Genomic DNA, 17800 nt, shown 5'->3' on the forward strand with positions numbered 1-17800 from the left:
GGTGCTCGACGACGGTTTCTCGTACTGCACGGAAGCCGTGCTCGGCCTGGATTGGTTCGCGCAGAACTTCTATCAGCCACGCACGCTCGGCGTGGTCGCCTACCGCGGCAACTACGGCGGCGACTACGCCAGCGGGGCGCTGAAGTGGGCATTGGACAACGGCGCGACGATCACCGAGCGGATCGACACCGGACCCAACACCGAAGTCGGCACACAGGACTACCCGGTCGCCGAGCTGTTGGCCGACCCGCCGGATGTGGTCCTCTTGGCCACCGGCCCGGCCGAAACCGCCGAAATCGTCGGCAAGCTGGCGAAATCCGGTTACACGGGCCGATTCCTCGGGTCCACCCCGACCTGGAACAGCGCGCTGCTCAAGACACCGGCCGCACCCGCGCTCACGGCGCTGTACAACTACACCTCTCCGTTCGACGGCTGGGACGGCGCGAGCACCGGAGCCCAGCGCGCCAGGAACGCCGCGCCGAGCGAACCGACGAACTTCGGCTACAACCTGGGCTGGGCGATCTCGTATCCGCTGAAGGCGCTGCTCACCAAGGCAGCCGAGACCGGCGGCATGGACCGGCCGACACTGCGCAAGGCCCTTGCCGGGCTCACGGTCGACTCCGAGGGAATGGCGGCGCCGCAGATCTACGGGCGTGACGAACCCGATGTCGCGGCGCAGCGCGCGGTGGTCAACGTGCCCGACCCGTCCACTGCGCTGGGGTCGCGCACCGTGGTGGCCGACTATCGCAGTCCCACGCTGAAGCGGATCTCGATGCACGAACCGTGCACGCGGTGATCCGCGCGATCGGCGTGCGTCGATGACGCGTCGGTCCGGGTACGCGCGGACCCGGACCGCGTTTTCGGCACTCGGGCGGCGGACCCGTCACCGAGTGCCCGGCCCGCACCGCGTCCGAGCGGGCGCGTGACCTTCAGGCCGCGGCGATGAGCGCGACCGCGGCCAGCGCGAGGATCAAACCGATCAGCTGCTGCCGGTGCACCCGCTCGCCGAGCAGAACCATCGCCAGCAGCACGGTCACCGCCGGATACAGCGAGCCGATCACGCTCACCAGCGACAACAGCGATCCGTGGAAGGCGTACAGCAGCGCCGCGTTGCTGATCACGTCCAGCGCGCTGATATAGCAGGCCAGCCGCAGCGGTTCGCCGCGCAACCGCCCGAAGTCCCTGGCGGCAAGCGCGGTCAGCCAGACCACCGCGGTGGCGGCGATCCGCTGCATGAGCAGGGGCCACAGTCCGGAGTCCGCGGAGGTCTCGTGGAAGAACACGAAGGCAAGACCGTACGCGGCGCCGGACCCGATGGTCAGCGCGGCGACCTTGCGGGTGAACCGTAGTTCGCGGCCGCCGGTGATCTCCTCCGTCACGTCGTCCGGCGACTCCCGGCTCACCAAGAGCACGGCGACCAGGGCGAATACGATGCCGGCGAAGGCGAGCGGGCCGGGACGCTCACCGGTCGCCAGACCGGCGAGTACCGGAATGCCCGCGACCAGCACCGCCGTCAGCGGTGACACGACCGCCATCGGACCGCTGGCCAGCGCGGCATAGAACCACCACACCGCGACGCCGCTCGCCAGGCCCGCCGCCGCGCCCCACCACAACGACGCCGCGTCCGGGCTCCCGGGCACGAGCGGGAGCGCCACGAGGACCAGCAGCACCGAGAACGGATAGGAATAGATGACCACACGCAGCGCGGTCACCCGCCGCGACGCCACACCGCCGTAGAAATCGCTCACGCCGTAGCCCACCGCGGCCGCCAGCGCGAGCAGGACGGCGGTCACCTCATGCCTTTGACCCGCCGTCCGAGTTCACGGGTGACCTCTCGCTCGGCGGTGCGCCGGGCCAGGTCCTGCCGCTTGTCGTAGTCCTGCTTGCCCTTGGCCAGCGCCAGCTCGACCTTCACCTTGCCGTCGGAGAAATACATCGACAGCGGCACCAGCGTCTGGTTGCCCTCCCGCGACTTACCGACCAGCCGCTCGATCTCCCGCTTGTGCAGCAGCAGCTTGCGCACCCGGCGCGGCGCGTGGTTCGTCCAGGTGCCGTGGCTGAACTCGGGGATGTGCAGCCCACGCAGCCACACCTCGCCGTTGTCCACCGTCGCGAAGGCGTCCACCAGTGAAGCCTTGCCCTCGCGCAGGCTCTTCACCTCGGTGCCGACCAGCGCGATCCCGGCCTCGTAGACGTCCAGGATCGTGTAGTTGTGCCGCGCCCGGCGGTTGGTCGCGATGACCTTGCGCCCCTTCTCCTTCATAACGGTCCACTTTAAGTGACCCGGCAACCGGATTATTCCCGCAGGTCGCGGACGCGCTAACCGCCCTGATGCAGCACCACGTAGAGCGTGAGCACGGCGAGGAACGCGACGAGCAGCGCCACCGTCGACATCCGCGGTACGCCAGGGCGCGGCGGCGGCGGACTGCGGCGCAACCATACGTTCTCGACCGCCGGATCGGTCCGGCCGCGCACATACGGCGGCGTGTCCGGCGTCTCACCCCCCACCGAGCTGATGGAGATGTCATCGCCCGCGTCACTGGAACCATCACCCGGTGCCATAGCCAGAACCGTAGCCGCCGAGAGAGCGGCGCGCCGCAATTCTCGCACGCCGCAACATAGTTGGAACTCAGGCCAGACGCCGCCGGAACACCTCGACGGACGCGCCGGTCGCCAGGTCGGCCGTGTGCACGCCCAGGTCGACTCCGCCCTCGGTGAGCTCGAGAACCATGAAGCCCAGCTCCTGGTAGTTCTCGTACAGCGCACCGTGGCCCGCGCTCGCGGCGAGCCGCGGCTCCGCGCCGACCGTCTTCGCGGCCGCGCCGGAAACGACCTGCCTGGTTCCCTTCGACGCCGCCGTGGGTTCGAGCACCTGCAGCGAGTGGTCGTGCCCGGACAGGATGAACTGGCACCGTCCGATCACGTGGTCTTCGAAGAAGCGTTTCACGTGCACGCCGTTGATCGGCTCCAGCGACAGACCCTCGTAGCGGCCCGCGTCCCCGTGCGGGCCGTTGTTCAGATACGGGTGGTGGGTGCAGGCGATCTTCCACGTGGCGGGCGAGTCGGCCAGGGCGCGATCGAGCCAGTCGCGCTGCTCGTTCATGAACTGGCCGTCGACCGCCCAGTACGGCGAGAAGACCGGCGGCACGTAGGCCGCCAGCGGGTTGACGTCGAGGACGAAGAACTCGACGACGGGGTTGCGCTCCGGAATCCGCACCGAGTAGTAGCGGCTCGGCATCCACCAGCGCCGGGAGTTCGCGTGGTACTCCACCTCGGCGTTGCCGCGCAGCAGCCAGCCGCCGTCACCGCCGAGAACCGAGCTGTTGTCGTGGTTGCCCAGCACCATCAACCAGGGGAAATCCAGTCCGGCATTGGGATTTTCGAACTTGTCGGCGAACTGGACGTCGGCCGCGCCGTCGGGCCCGTGCTCGTAGATGTTGTCGCCGAGACCCAATGCCAGCGAGACCGGTTCGCGGCCGTGCAGCGCGCGCATGGCGTCGGCGACCGCCCACTGAGCGCGGGTGCCGGTGCCCGCGTCGCCGGTCACCAGCACCCGCACCCGGCGCTCGTCCGGGAAGGGGAACTTGGTGACACCCTCGGCGACAGGTACCGCATGAGCCGGCGTGCGCCCGACCAACGTGGTCCCGGCCGCGAGGGTGGCCGCACCGGCCAGAAACGCCCTGCGCCCGATCGTGTCGCTCCGGCTCACGCTGTCCTCCATAGTTTTCGGCGGCCTTGCCCGGCAACCGTCCCCGCTCATCGGTGACCCGCGTGACGGTAGCGGTTCATCCGGTGGCTAGCACCTCGAGCACCTGTTCGCCGTATTTCGCCAGTTTGTTCTCGCCGACACCGCTGACGCCGCCGAGCTGGGCGAGGCTCGCGGGCTTGCGCGCCGCGATCTCGCGCAGCGTGGCGTCGTGGAAGACGACGTAGGCGGGAACACCCTGTTCCTTCGCGGTGGCCGCGCGCCATTCGCGCAACTTCTCGAACAGCGGCAGGTCGGTGGACGTCAGGTCGACGGAGGCCGCCTTGGCGGCCTTCGCGGTCCGGGCGGGCTTGGCCTGGCGTTCGGGCTCGCGGCGCAGCGCTACCTGTCGTCCGTCGAACAGCACCTCACTGCTGGCCTCGGTGAGCGTCAGCACGCCGTAGTCGCCGTGAACGGCCAGCAGCCCGTGCGCGAGCAGTTGCCGCACCACGCCACGCCACTCCACGTCACGCAGGTCGGTGCCGACCCCGAAGACCTTCAACTCGTGGTGGTCGTATTGCAGGACTTTGGGACTCTTCTTACCGAGCAGGATGTCCACGATGTGCCCCGCGCCGAAGCTCTGGCCGCGTTCCCGCTTCAGCCGCAGCACGGTGGACAGCAACTTCTGCGCGGCCACGGTGCCGTCCCAGGATTGTGGTGGCGACAGGCAGGTGTCGCAGTTGCCGCAAGGCAGACCGGGCTCGCCGAAGTAGGCGAGCAACTGCGTGCGCCGGCAGGCGACCGTCTCGCACAGCGCGAGCATCGCGTCCAGGTGCAATTGGAGCTGGCGCCGGTGGGCGGCGTCGCCCTCGGAGGAGTCGATCAATTTGCGCTGCTGCACCACGTCGCTGAGGCCGTAGACCATCCACGCGGTAGAAGGCAGCCCGTCGCGGCCCGCGCGCCCGGTCTCCTGGTAGTAGCCCTCGACCGACTTCGGCAGGTCGAGATGGGCGACGAAGCGCACGTCGGGCTTGTCGATGCCCATACCGAAGGCGATGGTCGCCACGACGACCAACCCGTCTTCGCGAAGGAAACGCGCCTGGTTCTCCGCGCGGGTGCGGTTGTCCAAGCCCGCGTGGTAGGGCACGGCGGTGACGCCGTTCTCGGTGAGGAACGCCGCGGTCTTCTCCACCGAGTTGCGCGACAGGCAGTAGACGATCCCCGCGTCCCCGGCATGCTCGGTGCGGATGAATTCCAGCAGCTGACGCTCGGGACGATTCTTCGGCTCGATCCGGTACTGGATATTGGGGCGGTCGAAGCTGGACACGAACCTGCGGGCGGCGCCGAGGTCGAGGCGCTGGATGATCTCGTCACGGGTCTTCTCGGTGGCGGTCGCGGTCAGCGCGATCCGCGGTACGTCCGGCCAGCGCTCGTGCAGCAGCGAAAGGCCCAGGTAGTCGGGCCGGAAGTCGTGACCCCACTGGGAGACGCAGTGCGCCTCGTCGATGGCGAACAGCGCGACCTTGCCGCGATCGAGCAGCTGCGCGGTGGAGTCGAGGCGCAACCGTTCCGGGGCCAGGTACAGCAGATCGAGTTCGCCGGCGACGAATTGCGCTTCGACGACCCGGCGCTCGTCGGGGTACTGGGTGGAGTTGAGGAAGCCCGCGCGCACGCCGAGCGCACTGAGCGCGTCCACCTGGTCCTGCATGAGGGCGATCAGCGGGGAGATCACCACACCGACGCCGGGACGCACCAGCGCGGGGATCTGATAGCAGAGCGACTTGCCGCCGCCGGTCGGCATGAGCACGAGCGCGTCGCCGCCATCGATCACGCGCTGCACGATCGTCTGCTGCTCACCGCGGAAGCTGTCGTAACCGAAGACTCGGCGTAGAACCTCTTGCGCCGCAACGGATCCAGCGTCCGATTCGGACACGGCTTCGGTCGCTACCGCAGCGAAATCATCGGGGGGAGTCACCCGGCCCATCCTACGAGCGCACGGGCGGGGCGGTACCCGCACCGTTCGGCGTTCGCCCTGTTGGGCCGCCGAGTTGTCCACATGTGGACAACCGAGACCCTCGCTTTCCGTCACAGCGCGCCGACCTCGCGTTTTATCCACTCGCGCGAAGTTCGCCGGCCTGCTCGCGGGATCCGGCGCTGTTATGTTGTCGCTCATGGCAAAACGGATAGGGATTCGGGCGTGCGCCGCGGTGCTGAGCGCCGTCGCGGTGACTGCCGGAGTCACCGCGGCGATACCGACGGCGCGGGCGGAGACATTCCCCTCCAGGTGCTCGGACGGCTGGGAGACCACGACGGTGGTCGAAGGGGTCGGCAATCTGGAGAATCTCGATTCCGACGGGCGGGGCGGCTTCTACGTCACCGGTCTGATGGACGGCTACTTGGCGCACGTCGATCGGGCCGGACGATTGGAGAAGCTGGTCACGAACCTGTACCGCCCGGCGGGCGTGCGCGTCGCCGGACGCTACGTCTACTTCCTCACCGGAGACGGGCTCAGCGAACCGCCGGGCACACTCCAGCGCTACGACACCGAGACCGGCGCCGTGCAGGTTCTGCTCACCGGGCTGAACGGGCCCAACGGCCTGCTGTTGCTTCCCGATGGCAGCCTGCTGTTCACCACGATCGGCCTCGGCGGGTCGAACGGAATCTCCCGCTACTGGCCGGCGACCAGCGAGTACGAACGGGATTGGTCGGTGCTGCCGCCCGCCAACGGCCTCGCGCTGGCCGCGGACGGCGAATCGGTCTACGTCGACACCATGACGTTGCAGATCCTCCGCGTCCGGCTGGACGATCCGGCTCATCCCACCACCGTCTCCGGTATCCCGGACCTGGTAGCTCTGCCCGACGATATGGAAGCCACCAAGGCGGGGGCGCTGTTCGTGGCCGATCACATACTCGGCGCCGTCTATCGGGTGGATACGGCGACCGGCGCAACGTGCGCGATCATCACGGGCCTGATCAAACCCGCTCCGGTGCGCAACCCACCGGACGGCGCCACGTCGGTGCGCATCGACCGTGACGGGGACTCCTGTGCGCTGTTCGTCACCAGCATGGACGGCACGCTGCGCCGCCTGCGTCCTCCGGCGGGGATCGACCTCACGCCGGCGACCCCGTGGCGGGCCGGTTAGCTCCGAACATCGCGAGTGCGGTCAGCCGCGCAGGCGGTCGAGGACCTCATCGTGCAGCAGGCCGTTGGTGGCGATGGCGTCGCCACCGTGCGGGCCGGGTGCACCGTTCAGCGAGGAGAAACGCCCGCCCGCTTCGCGGACGAGGATGTCCAGAGCGGCCAGGTCCCACAGGGAGACCTCCGGTTCGGTGGCGATGTCGACGGCGCCCTCGGCGAGCAGGCAGTAATTGAAGAAATCGCCGTAGCCGCGCACACGCCACACATCGTCGGTCAGAGTGATGAACTGCTCGCGCAGGCCGCGGTCGCGCCAGCCGGAAAGACTGGACAATGCCAGGCTGGCCGAACCCAGCTCACCCACGGCGGAGACCGAGATCGCTCGCGCGGCACGCCCTTCGAAACTAGACCATGCCCCCGATCCCGCCGCTGCCCACCAGCGCCGTGCCAGAGCGGGCGCGCTCACCACGCCCACGACCGGTTCACCGTCTTCCAGCAGGGCGATCAGCGTCGCCCAGATGGGCACTCCGCGCACGAAGTTCTTCGTGCCGTCGATCGGGTCGACCACCCATTGCCTCCCGCTGAATTCGGCGGCGCCACCGAATTCCTCACCGAGCACCGCGTCGTCCGGCCGCGCCTCGGACAACACCTGCCGGATCGCCTGCTCGACGGCCAGATCGGCATCCGACACCGGCGTCAGGTCCGGCTTCGCGTCGACCTTCAAATCGAGCGCACCGAAGCGAGCCCGCGTGATCTCGTCGGCGGTATCGGCCAGCCGCAGGGCGAGTTCGAGGTCGGAGGAGTACACAGCCACGCCCCGCACCCTATCGGCCCGGCGCTCACCCCACGGGTTCCAGGGATCGCGCCGCCGTCAACGCGCTCGCCCACCAGTGCAACTGATCCAGCATCGCCGTCGCGGCGGCCGCGGGCTCCTGCGGCTCCCTCGGCTTGCCCTCGTCGTCGAAGAGCAGGTAGTAGCGCGGGAACGACACGTAGTTGCGCACGGTGTGCGCGTTGAGCTCGTTGAAGATCTGCCGCAGGTGCTCGATGGCGAGCAGGCCGCCGGACGCTCCGCTGTAGCCGACGAAACCGATCGCTTTCGCGTTCCACTGGGTGAAGTGCCAGTCGATGACGGCCTTCAGGGACGCGGGGATGCTGCGGTTGTAGTCGGGCGTGACGATGACGAAGGCGTCGGCCGCCGTGAGCCTGCGCGTGAGGTCGGTCATCCCTTCGGGTCGCTGCGGGTCCGGATCCATCGCGGGCGGCACCGCGGGCAGTTCCCAGGGGATGTCCGCCTCGGCCAAGTCGATGACGTCCACCTCGAACGAACCGTGCCGCCGCGCCTGCTCGGTGAACCATGTGGCCACGACCGGCCCGAAACGTCCCTCGCGGACGCTGCCGATGATCACCGCGAGCTTCAGTGGGGCGTTGGACATGCTGTTTCCTCCTCGGATCACAGAACGGCCCGGCCGGGCCGCCCACTCAATCTGCTGCCGGGCACGTGGAACAGGGAGACCGCCGTAAGAGTGGTAGTGGCAGGGACACCCTCCGAGCGTTTCGCCTTGTTAGGTTCGACAGGTGAGCGACAACGAGCTGGGGCTGTTCCTGCGCACCCGCCGCGAGGCGGTGACGCCCGCCCAAGTCGGCCTGCCCACCGGCGCGCGGCGGCGCACCCCCGGATTGCGCCGCGCCGAGCTGGCCACCCTGGCCGGTGTGAGCGTGGAGTACGTCACGCGCCTGGAGCAGGGGCGCGACCGGCGTCCCTCCCCTCCGGTGCTTTCCGCGCTGGCGGACGCGTTGCGTTTGAGCCCCGCCGAACGCGTGCACCTGCACCGGTTGACCAAGTCGGTGGACAGCGGCTTCACCTGCATGGGGGACGCGCAGCCGCTGCGCGAGGTGCGGCCGACGGTGCGCGCGATCCTGGACCGGCTCGAGCCGACGCCCGCCGTCGTGGTCAATCGCCTCACCGAGGTTCTCGCCTACACCGGCGCCTACCACCGGCTGATGGCGCCGACCGGACTCTTCGACGGGCCGCATACCCCGCCCAACCTGGCACGTTTCGTCTTCTGCGTCCCTGGATCCAGGGACGTATACGCGGACTGGGAGCACGTCGCCGACGAGACGGTCGCGACGTTGAAGCAGGGCCCGTTCCGCGCCGACTCGCATATCGCCGCGCTCGCCGACGAGCTCACCGTCACCGTGGGCCCGGCGTTCGCCGACCGGGTCGACACCGTGCCGAGCTTGGCCGCCGCCACCGGCATCACCCGCCTCGCCCATCCCGAAGCCGGATCGCTGCGCCTGGCCTACGAGTTCCTGGAGCTCTCCGCCGACGACGACCAGCGGGTGATCGTCTATCTACCGGCCGACGACGCCACCGCCGCGGCCCTCGACGCACTCGCCGGACGCCGCCCGGGTGGACTGCGGGCCGTCTCGGGCTGAGCGGGCCACTCATGGCACAGCCGGATCGATCGCGGTAAATCGAGTACGCCCGCGCGGCACAGCCGGAGTCGACCAGGCATGTCGATCGCTGACCCCGTGGGGTGAGGAAGCCGGAAGCGGCGCGGTGCTTCCACAACCCTGCGCTCGCCGTCGGGGTCCCGGTGACCGCACCCCCGATATCGGCTGTGACCAGCCGGAACGGCGAAACGCTCTGCCGTGGGCGCAAGTCCCCCGGGCGAACCCTCCTCGGCCACGGGGTTTCGGCTGCCGAGCACGCCGATCGCCGCTTCGCCCGGAATCACCTCGGCCGGAATCGGCACGGCCGGAATCGGCACGGCCGGAATCGGCACGGCGGAATCGGCACGGCGGAATCGGCACGGCGGAATCGGCTTGGCCGAGAGTCGTCGAGCAGTTGCGTGAGCTCCGAGCGGCGGCGATCCGCGGCCGCACGAGTGGAGTTCGCCACACCGCTCCCCTCGCGCACAAACCGTCCGCCCGGCAGGACGACTGATCAGGCACGACCGGCATCCCGTCGCGTGGCCGGAGCAGCATCTCCGCCGCGAATTCCAAACACCAACTGCGCCAAGCGCGGTCGCCGTTTAGGGTAGAAACCCATGAGGCGTCCGTCACAGCTCACCCGCCCGGCGCGGGCTGTCGAGCGAGCGCGCGACGTCCCGGCGATCCGCCCGCTCGGCCCGCGCCGGGCGCGAGCAACCCGCGCAGGCGCCGTCCCCGGTCACACCGCGCGCACTCGTGTGCTGCGGCCGAAGAGGGGCAGCTAGGCTTGACGATCGTGCATCCTGACGTTTCCGCTGATCTCGCCGAACTCGACGCCACTCTCAAGACGGTCGAATCGGTCCTCGACATCGACGAGCTGCGTCGTCGTATCGACGAGCTCGAGCATCAGGCCGCCGACCCCGAGCTGTGGAACGACCAGGACCACGCCCAGCGGGTCACCAGTGAGCTGTCGCACGCCCAAGGCGAGTTGCGCCGGGTGGAGGAGCTGCGTCAGCGGCTCGACGATCTGCCGGTGCTCTACGAACTGGCCGAAGAGGAAGAGGGCGAGGCCAAGACCAACGCGCTCGCCGAGGCCGACGCCGAGCGCGCCGCGCTGCACAGCGACGTGGAGGCCATGGAGGTCCGCACGCTGCTGTCCGGCGAGTACGACAAGCGCGACGCGCTGGTGAACATCCGCTCCGGCGCCGGTGGCGTGGACGCCGCCGACTGGGCCGAGATGCTCATGCGCATGTACATCCGCTGGGCCGACCGGCACAAGTACGGGGTCGAGGTCTACGACACCTCGTATGCCGAAGAAGCGGGCATCAAGAGCGCCACCTTCGCGGTGAAGACGCCCTACGCCTACGGCACGCTCTCGGTCGAGATGGGCACGCACCGGCTGGTGCGGATCAGCCCGTTCGACAACCAGGGCCGCCGCCAGACCTCCTTCGCCGAGGTCGAGGTGCTTCCCGTGGTGGAGACCACCGACCACATCGAGGTGCCGGAGACGGAGATCCGCGTCGACGTGTACCGCTCGTCGGGCCCCGGCGGCCAGAGCGTCAACACCACCGACTCCGCGGTCCGGATCACCCACTTGCCCACCGGCATCGTGGTCACCTGTCAGAACGAGAAATCGCAGCTGCAGAACAAGATCTCGGCCATGCGGGTGCTGCAGGCCAAGCTGCTGGAACGCAAGCGGCAGGAAGAGCGCGCCGAGATGGACGCGCTGAAGACCAACGAGGGCGCGTCCTGGGGCAATCAGATGCGCTCCTACGTGCTGCACCCGTACCAGATGGTCAAGGACCTGCGGACGAACTACGAGGTGAACAACCCGTCGGCGGTGCTCGACGGCGACATCGACGGGTTCATCGAGTCGGGGATCCGCTGGCGAATGCGAGAGCAGGCGAGCTAGATGAATGTCGCGGGCATCCAGGCTATCGCTTCCACCGGTTTCACCACGTGGCTACGCGGTTCGGGCCTGGAGATCGTGCTGCTCATCCTCGGCGCCATCCTGTTCAGCCGGCTCGCCACCTACCTGCGGGACCGGGTCACCCGCAGGATCGACGCGGGATTCCGCAGCAGCGACGCGCTGGTGCGCACCGAGGCGGCCAAGCATCGGCACGCGCTCGCCCAGGTGATCACCTGGGTGGTGCTGACCATCGTCTACGTGCTGATCACCATGGAGGTGCTGCGGCGGCTCGGCTTCGCCGTCACCGGGTTGGTCGCGCCCGCCGCGGTGCTCGGCGCCGCGCTGGGTTTCGGCGCGCAGCGCATCGTGCAGGACATCCTCGCCGGATTCTTCCTGATCACGGAGCGGCAGTACGGGTTCGGCGATGTGGTCCGCATCGCCGTGACCGGAGCCGCGGAGCAGGCCGAAGGTACGGTCGAGGACGTCACGCTGCGGATCACCACATTGCGCAACGCCGACGGTGAAGTGATCACCGTGCCCAACGGCCAGATCGTGAAGGTCACGAACCTGTCGAAGGATTGGGCGCGCGCCGCGATCGACGTTCCGGTGTCCGCCAGCGCCGACATCACCAGGGTCAACGAGATCCTGCACGAGGTGGGCGCGAAGGCGTACGAGGACGCTCGCCTGAAGCCGTTGCTGCTGGACGAGCCCACCGTCATGGGTGTGGAAGACCTGACCGTCGACCAGATGAACATCCGAATGGTTGCCCGGACGTTGCCGGGTAAACAGTTCGACGTCGGACGCGAGCTGCGGGTACGAGTCGCCGCGGCGCTGCGCCGGGAGGGAATCAGTGAGACCACGTAGATCCACGGCGATCCTGATGGCAACTTGGGTCGCCACGTTCGTGCTGTACGTATTCGTCAAACCCGAGGAGACCACCACCGCTCCGGCCACCCTGGTCAACGCTGTTCCGGCAGCGGTGTTCAACGAACAGCCGGGCCACTGAGCCGAGTGGGACCGACCGCCGCCGCACTGTCTCCCACGGTTGACAACGCAGGCCGCGAACGGTTGCTGGTTACACTGGCTCCCCGTGATCACCATGCGGAACGTGACCAAGTCGTACAAGACCTCGACGCGACCCGCGCTGGACAACATCACCGTCGATGTGGGCAAGGGCGAGTTCGTCTTCATCATCGGACCGTCCGGCTCGGGAAAGTCGACCTTCATGCGCTTGCTGTTGAAGGAGGAGACTCCGACGGCGGGCGAGATCAGAGTGGCCGATTTCCGGGTCGACCGCTTACCCGGCCGCAAGGTGCCCAAGTTGCGCCAGCGGATCGGGTGCGTCTTCCAGGATTTCCGGCTGCTGCAGCAGAAGACCGTGTACCAGAACGTCGCCTTCGCGCTGGAGGTCATCGGCAAGCGACGCCAGGTCATCGACCGCACGGTCCCCGAGGTGCTCGACATGGTCGGCCTCGGCGGCAAGGCCGACCGGCTGCCGACCGAGCTGTCCGGCGGTGAACAGCAGCGCGTCGCGATCGCGCGCGCCTTCGTGAACCGGCCGCTGGTGCTGCTGGCCGACGAACCGACCGGCAACCTCGATCCCGACACCAGCGCCGACATCATGATGCTGCTGGAGCGGATCAACCGCATCGGCACCACGGTGGTGATGGCCACCCATGACAACCACATCGTCGACGCGATGCGCAGGCGGGTGGTCGAACTCGACCACGGACGCCTGGTGCGGGACGAGGCGACGGGCGTGTACGGGGTGGGCCGGTAATGCGCGCGAGCTTCCTGTTCGGCGAGGTCTTCGCGGGCCTGCGCCGCAATGTCACGATGACCATCGCGATGATCCTGACCACCGCGGTCTCGCTCACCATGCTCGGTGGCGGTCTGCTGGCGGTGCGCATCGCGGACAAGACCGAGCAGTACTTCCTGGACCGGCTCGAGGTGCGGCTGTACCTGACCGAAGACGTGTCGGCCAACGACCCGGACTGCTCGCTGGACCCGTGCCGCTCGCTCATGGCGGATCTGAAGGCGACCAGCGGCGTGGAGTCGGTCCAGTTCCTCAACCGGGAAGAGGCGGTCCGCGAGGCCAAGGAGAAGACGTTCAAGGACCAGCCCGAGCTGGCCAAGTACGTCAGCGAGACGCCGTTGCCCGCGTCGCTGCGAGTCAAGATGGACAACGCGGAGCTCTATCCGACGATCTACGAGAAGTTCTACGACCGCCCCGGCGTCGGCATGGTGCGCAACGACAAGGACATCGTGGACCGGCTGGTCAGCCTGTTCGACGGGTTGCGCAACGCGGCGTTCGGCCTGGCCGTGCTGCAAGCGCTGGCCGCGGTGATGCTGATCGCGAACATGGTGCAGATCGCCGCGTTCACCCGGCGCACCGAGGTCGGCATCATGCGATTGGTCGGCGCGACCCGCTGGTACACCCAGCTGCCCTTCCTGCTCGAGGCCGTGGTCGCCGCGCTGGCCGGCTCCCTGCTCGCCATGTTCGGCCTGCTCATCGCCCGCCCGCTGGTGATCGACCGCGCCCTCGGCGACCTGTTCGCCAGCAAGGTCTTCCCCCGCATCACCGGCGACGACATCGCGATGACCGCGCTCGTCATCGCCCCGGTCGGCATCGTCTTCGCGGGGATCACGGCCTACGCGACGCTGCGGTACTACGTGCGCGAGTGATCCTTCGGGCCGGTGGCCGCAGCGCCACCGGCCCGCTCGGACCGCGTACGAGTCGGCTCCGCCCCCTCTTACAGCACGAGATCGGTGAGCTGGTCCCAGTCGAGCTGGATGCGGATCGGCAGATCGACGGCGAACGCGGTCTGCGGCTTCAACACGCGGGCGAGCCGGTAGTGACCGACGCTGTGGTCCAGGCCGTAGGTCTCGATCGCGGTCACCTCGGTGTCCGACACGCTGACCAGCCAGTACCACGGAATTCCGGCAGCGGCGTATTCGCCCATTTTCTCGAGTCGGTCCGTTTTGACATGGCTGGGCGAAATGATCTCGACGGCGATCTTCAGATGGCGCGCCGGCATCGGTCGCACATCCGCTGGCACGCACTCGAACAGTGCGATGTCGGGACGCCGAATCGTCGCTCGGGGCACTTCCCAAAGGACCACGTCGAAGTCGTGGTTGGCGTCCAGACATGCCGACGGATCTTCGGCCATGTATTCACGAGCCGCCGATTCCAGCATCGCCAAGAGCCGGTGGACGGCTTTCTGATGTGCCCTACTCGGTGATTCGCAACGGACCGCGTCCCCGTTCACCACTTCGACCAAGCGGCAGAACTCTTCCGGAAGCTCGCGCCAGATGTCGACCGTGATCGGCTCCGGCTGCACATTGTCCGGCCGGGCCCAGTCGAAGATCGCTGACATGCGTCGGATTGTAATCACGGCACCACGGTCGACCGCCTCCGTCGACATCACCTGCCGTTGGATTCGTCTCCCCTGCCGACCGCGCCGCCGCCAGGTTCGAGACAGCTCTGCCGATCGCTCCACACAGCACGCATGTCCCCTGTCGACGAAATAACGAATCAGCATCGATCGCCGCTATGGCCTTGGATCGCGGCGAACCGGCGGCGGTCGATCCGGCTATCCGGCTCGGAGTGTTCGCGTGTGTTCCGAAGCCGCAGCTCATCGCGCTGCGTGGCCTAGCACGACGCGCGCAGGAGGCGACGGCCGACCCCGGGACGCAACTTCGGGCACTTGTCCAGCAAGGCGCGGATTCACCGCGTATGCTGCACCTCGACGCACTTCTTACTCAGCAGTAAGATAGCCTTACTCTGGAGTAAGATAGCTGGGAAAGACCGCACCAACCCATCCGAGAAAACAGGTGATGATGAGCACTCGAGACAGCGCAACGAAGCGACGTCCAGACACGTCCGCGGTCGGCCTGAACCATCCCAAGCGGGATTGGATGGGCGCGGCGATGCGGGTCATGACGAGCATTACCGGGTCGGAACTGGCCGAGAAATACAACCTGCGCAAGCCGATCGAGCGCGTCACCTACGAGGGCACCAAGACCGGCTTCCGCACGCTCGGCGCGGCGACCCGCGCCTTCGCCAAGGTCGCGGGCGGCGGTGCGCCGAAGCGCCTGGCCACCAACGAGGCGAAGAACAAGGACTTCTTCGACCTGACGCCCAGCGACGAGCAGCAGATGATCGTCGAGACGGTGCAGGAGTTCGCCGCCGAGATCCTGCGCCCGGCCGCCTACGAGGCCGACAACGCCGCCAAGGCGCCGCGCGACCTGCTCGAGCGCGCCGCCGAGCTCGGCATCACCCTGATCAACGTCCCCGAGGAACTCGAGGGTGCGGCCTCCGAGCGCGGCGCGGTGACCAACTCGCTGGTCGCCGAGGCGCTGGCGCACGGCGACATGGGCTTGGCCCTGCCGATCCTCGCTCCCAGCGGCGTCGCGGTCGCGCTCGCGCAGTGGGGCAGCGACGCGCAGCAGAAGACCTACCTGCCCTCCTTCACCGGCGAGAACGTGCCGCAGGCTTCGGTGGTGATCAGCGAGCCCCGCGCCCTGTTCGACCCGTTCGCCCTGGACACCAAGGCCGTGCGCTCGCCGAGCGGCTACCGCATCTCGGGCGTGAAGAGCCTGGTGCCCGCCGCGGCCGACGCCGAACTGTTCCTGATCGCCGCCGAGCTCGACGGCCGTCCCGCGCTGTTCATCGTCGAATCGGACGCGCCCGGTCTGGTGGTCGAGGCCGATCCGAGCATGGGTCTGCGCGCCGCGGGCCTGGGCCGGCTGATCCTGGACAACGTCGCGGTCGGCGCCGACGCCATCCTGGGTGACGGTGACGCCGCGACCCGCGCCGAGGAGTACGCCGACGCCGTGCGCCTGGCCCGCCTCGGCTGGGCTTCGCTCGCCGCGGGCACCGGCCGGGCCGTGCTGGACTACGTGATCCCGTACGTCAACGAGCGCGAGGCGTTCGGCGAGCCGATCTCGCACCGGCAGGCGGTGGCCTTCATGGTCGCCAACATCGCGATCGAACTCGACGGCCTGCGGCTGGTCACCCTGCGCGGCGCGTCCCGCGCGGAGCAGGGCCTGTCCTTCGGCCGCGAGGCGGCGCTGGCCCGCAAGCTCGCCACCGACAAGGGCATGCAGATCGGCCTCGACGGCGTGCAGCTGCTCGGCGGCCACGGCTTCACCAAGGAACACCCGGTCGAGCGCTGGTACCGCGATCTGCGGGCCATCGGCGTCGCCGAAGGTGTCGTGCTCATCTGACCGGCCCGTTCCGTTTTCCAGGAGACCTCACAACATGATCAACCTCGAACTCCCCAAGAAGCTGCGGGCCAGCGCGAACCAGGCGCACCAGGTCGCGCAGGAGATCTTCCGCCCGATCTCGCGCAAGTACGACCTCGCCGAGCACGACTACCCGGTCGAGCTGGACACCATGGCCGCCATGGTCGAGGGCTTGGCCGACTCCGGCACCCAGAAGATCGGCGGCGCCGCCGGTGGCCGCTCGGATGACAGCGAGGGCGACCGCCACGCCACCGAGCTGCTCGGTAACACCAACGGCGGCAACATGTCCGCGCTGTTGAACGCGCTGGAGACCTCGTGGGGTGACGTCGGCCTCATGCTGTCGATCCCTTACCAGGGCCTGGGCAACGCGGCCATCGCCGCTGTCGCCACCGACGAGCAGCTGAAGCGCTTCGGCAAGGTGTGGGCCTCGATGGCGATCACCGAGCCGTCCTTCGGCTCCGATTCCGCCGCCGTGTCCACCACCGCCGTGCTCGACGGCGACGAGTGGGTGCTCAACGGCGAGAAGATCTTCGTCACCGCGGGTCAGCGCTCGACCCATATCGTGGTGTGGGCGACGGTGGACAAAAGCCTCGGCCGCGCGGCGATCAAGTCGTTCGTCGTGCCGCGTGACGCTCCCGGCCTGTCGGTGGCGCGGCTCGAGCACAAGCTCGGCATCAAGGCCTCCGACACCGCCGTGCTGCTGTTGCAGGACTGCCGGATCCCGAAGGACAACATCCTCGGCAGCCCGGAAGTCAACGTGGAGAAGGGTTTCGCCGGGGTCATGCAGACCTTCGACAACACCCGCCCGCTCGTCGCCGCGATGGCGATCGGCGTGGCCCGCGCCGCGCTGGAAGAACTGCGCTCGATCCTGACCGCGGCGGGTGTGGAGATCTCCTACGACACCCCCGCGAACAACCAGCACGCCGCAGCGGCCGAGTTCCTGCGGATGGAAGCCGATTACGAGTCCGCCTACCTGCTCGCCCTGCGCGCCGCATGGATGGCCGACAACAAGAAGCCCAACTCGCTCGAGGCGTCCATGTCCAAGGCGAAGGCGGGCCGCACCGGCACCGACGTCACCCTCAAAGCCGTCGAACTGGCCGGCGCCATCGGCTACTCGCAGCGAACGCTGTTGGAGAAGTGGGGCCGCGACTCGAAGATCCTGGACATCTTCGAAGGCACCCAGCAGATCCAGCAGCTCATCGTGGCGCGCCGGGTGCTGGGCAAGACCAGCGCCGAGCTGAAGTGACGCCGCGCTAGACGGTCGACAACGGAATCCGGTGCGAGCTTCTCGGACTCGCACCGGATTTTCGTTCTCTCCGCCGCCAGTAGGCGAATGACGTGTCCCCGAACACTTTCAGTGATGCGTAGCTATGGATTTCGCCCCGCG

At 68.3% G+C, this 17800-nt stretch carries 18 protein-coding genes; 10 read left to right on the forward strand and 8 right to left on the reverse strand.

Translation table 11 applies throughout. The features are described from left to right. The coding region (locus ACWESM_RS30720; RefSeq protein ID WP_452494762.1) for an ABC transporter substrate-binding protein at positions 1 to 796 on the forward strand (796 nt) is incomplete at its 5' end. Positions 797 to 929: 133 nt separating this feature from the next. Here ACWESM_RS30720 and ACWESM_RS30725 read toward each other — a convergent pair. The 5 genes from ACWESM_RS30725 to recQ form a co-directional block, all read right to left on the reverse strand. Continuing rightward, positions 930 to 1793 carry a DMT family transporter gene (locus ACWESM_RS30725; protein ID WP_356960911.1) on the reverse strand — a complete coding sequence of 288 codons (864 nt, stop codon included), beginning with the start codon at positions 1791 to 1793 and terminating at the stop codon, positions 930 to 932. Beyond that, positions 1790 to 2263, reverse strand: coding sequence for an SsrA-binding protein SmpB (gene smpB, locus ACWESM_RS30730; protein ID WP_174186417.1), 474 nt, complete (start codon positions 2261 to 2263; stop codon positions 1790 to 1792). The genes ACWESM_RS30725 and smpB overlap by 4 nt, the downstream gene beginning before the upstream one ends. Before the next feature lie 56 nt (positions 2264 to 2319). Then, the gene (locus ACWESM_RS30735; protein WP_356960909.1) at positions 2320 to 2562 is read right to left on the reverse strand and encodes a hypothetical protein; all 243 of its coding nucleotides are present in this window, start codon (positions 2560 to 2562) and stop codon (positions 2320 to 2322) included. A gap of 67 nt (positions 2563 to 2629) precedes the next feature. Then, complete coding sequence (locus ACWESM_RS30740; protein ID WP_355077863.1) at positions 2630 to 3709, reverse strand: metallophosphoesterase; 1080 nt, start codon at positions 3707 to 3709, stop codon at positions 2630 to 2632. Between the two features lie 76 nt (positions 3710 to 3785). Further along, positions 3786 to 5660 (reverse strand): DNA helicase RecQ, encoded by a 1875-nt coding sequence (gene recQ, locus ACWESM_RS30745; RefSeq protein WP_452494764.1) that lies wholly within the window; start codon positions 5658 to 5660, stop codon positions 3786 to 3788. A 196-nt stretch (positions 5661 to 5856) separates the two neighbouring features. On the opposite strand from recQ, the gene ACWESM_RS30750 reads away from it, so the two are divergent. Next, entirely contained in the window at positions 5857 to 6828 is a 972-nt protein-coding gene (locus ACWESM_RS30750; protein ID WP_452494766.1) for an SMP-30/gluconolactonase/LRE family protein, read from the forward strand. A gap of 21 nt (positions 6829 to 6849) precedes the next feature. Here the strand turns inward: ACWESM_RS30750 and hisN are convergent, their stop codons facing one another. Together hisN and ACWESM_RS30760 are read right to left on the reverse strand one after the other, a co-directional pair. After that, a complete protein-coding gene (gene hisN / locus ACWESM_RS30755; protein WP_355077866.1) occupies positions 6850 to 7635 on the reverse strand; it encodes a histidinol-phosphatase in 786 nt (261 codons plus the stop codon). 25 nt (positions 7636 to 7660) lie between these two features. Continuing rightward, the gene (locus ACWESM_RS30760; protein ID WP_355077867.1) at positions 7661 to 8257 is read right to left on the reverse strand and encodes an NADPH-dependent FMN reductase; all 597 of its coding nucleotides are present in this window, start codon (positions 8255 to 8257) and stop codon (positions 7661 to 7663) included. Between the two features lie 142 nt (positions 8258 to 8399). On the opposite strand from ACWESM_RS30760, the gene ACWESM_RS30765 reads away from it, so the two are divergent. The 6 genes from ACWESM_RS30765 (at position 8400) to ftsX (ending at position 13851) form a co-directional block, all read left to right on the forward strand. Continuing rightward, on the forward strand, positions 8400 to 9260 hold the full coding sequence (locus ACWESM_RS30765) for a helix-turn-helix transcriptional regulator (protein ID WP_355077868.1): 861 nt from the start codon (positions 8400 to 8402) through the stop codon (positions 9258 to 9260). A 793-nt stretch (positions 9261 to 10053) separates the two neighbouring features. Further along, a complete protein-coding gene (prfB, locus tag ACWESM_RS30770) occupies positions 10054 to 11169 on the forward strand; it encodes a peptide chain release factor 2 (protein WP_355077869.1) in 1116 nt (371 codons plus the stop codon). Further along, positions 11170 to 12030: a mechanosensitive ion channel family protein gene (locus ACWESM_RS30775; RefSeq protein ID WP_355077870.1), complete on the forward strand. Its 861-nt coding sequence runs from the start codon at positions 11170 to 11172 to the stop codon at positions 12028 to 12030. Between the two features lie 16 nt (positions 12031 to 12046). Continuing rightward, a complete protein-coding gene (locus ACWESM_RS30780; protein ID WP_355077871.1) occupies positions 12047 to 12172 on the forward strand; it encodes a hypothetical protein in 126 nt (41 codons plus the stop codon). A gap of 84 nt (positions 12173 to 12256) precedes the next feature. Continuing rightward, positions 12257 to 12946: a cell division ATP-binding protein FtsE gene (gene ftsE, locus ACWESM_RS30785; protein ID WP_039800068.1), complete on the forward strand. Its 690-nt coding sequence runs from the start codon at positions 12257 to 12259 to the stop codon at positions 12944 to 12946. After that, complete coding sequence (gene ftsX, locus ACWESM_RS30790; RefSeq protein WP_355077872.1) at positions 12946 to 13851, forward strand: permease-like cell division protein FtsX; 906 nt, start codon at positions 12946 to 12948, stop codon at positions 13849 to 13851. The genes ftsE and ftsX overlap by 1 nt, the downstream gene beginning before the upstream one ends. A gap of 68 nt (positions 13852 to 13919) precedes the next feature. On the opposite strand, the gene ACWESM_RS30795 is transcribed toward ftsX, so the two are convergent. Beyond that, on the reverse strand, positions 13920 to 14708 hold the full coding sequence (locus ACWESM_RS30795) for a Uma2 family endonuclease (RefSeq protein WP_452494769.1): 789 nt from the start codon (positions 14706 to 14708) through the stop codon (positions 13920 to 13922). A gap of 292 nt (positions 14709 to 15000) precedes the next feature. Here ACWESM_RS30795 and ACWESM_RS30800 point away from each other — a divergent pair, with 292 nt between their 5' ends. Further along, on the forward strand, positions 15001 to 16395 hold the full coding sequence (locus ACWESM_RS30800) for an acyl-CoA dehydrogenase family protein (protein WP_379253215.1): 1395 nt from the start codon (positions 15001 to 15003) through the stop codon (positions 16393 to 16395). Between the two features lie 34 nt (positions 16396 to 16429). Further along, positions 16430 to 17659 carry an acyl-CoA dehydrogenase family protein gene (locus tag ACWESM_RS30805; RefSeq protein ID WP_355077874.1) on the forward strand — a complete coding sequence of 410 codons (1230 nt, stop codon included), beginning with the start codon at positions 16430 to 16432 and terminating at the stop codon, positions 17657 to 17659. Positions 17660 to 17800 lie beyond the last annotated feature (141 nt).

The sequence above is a fragment of the Nocardia sp. NPDC003999 genome (assembly GCF_053604885.1).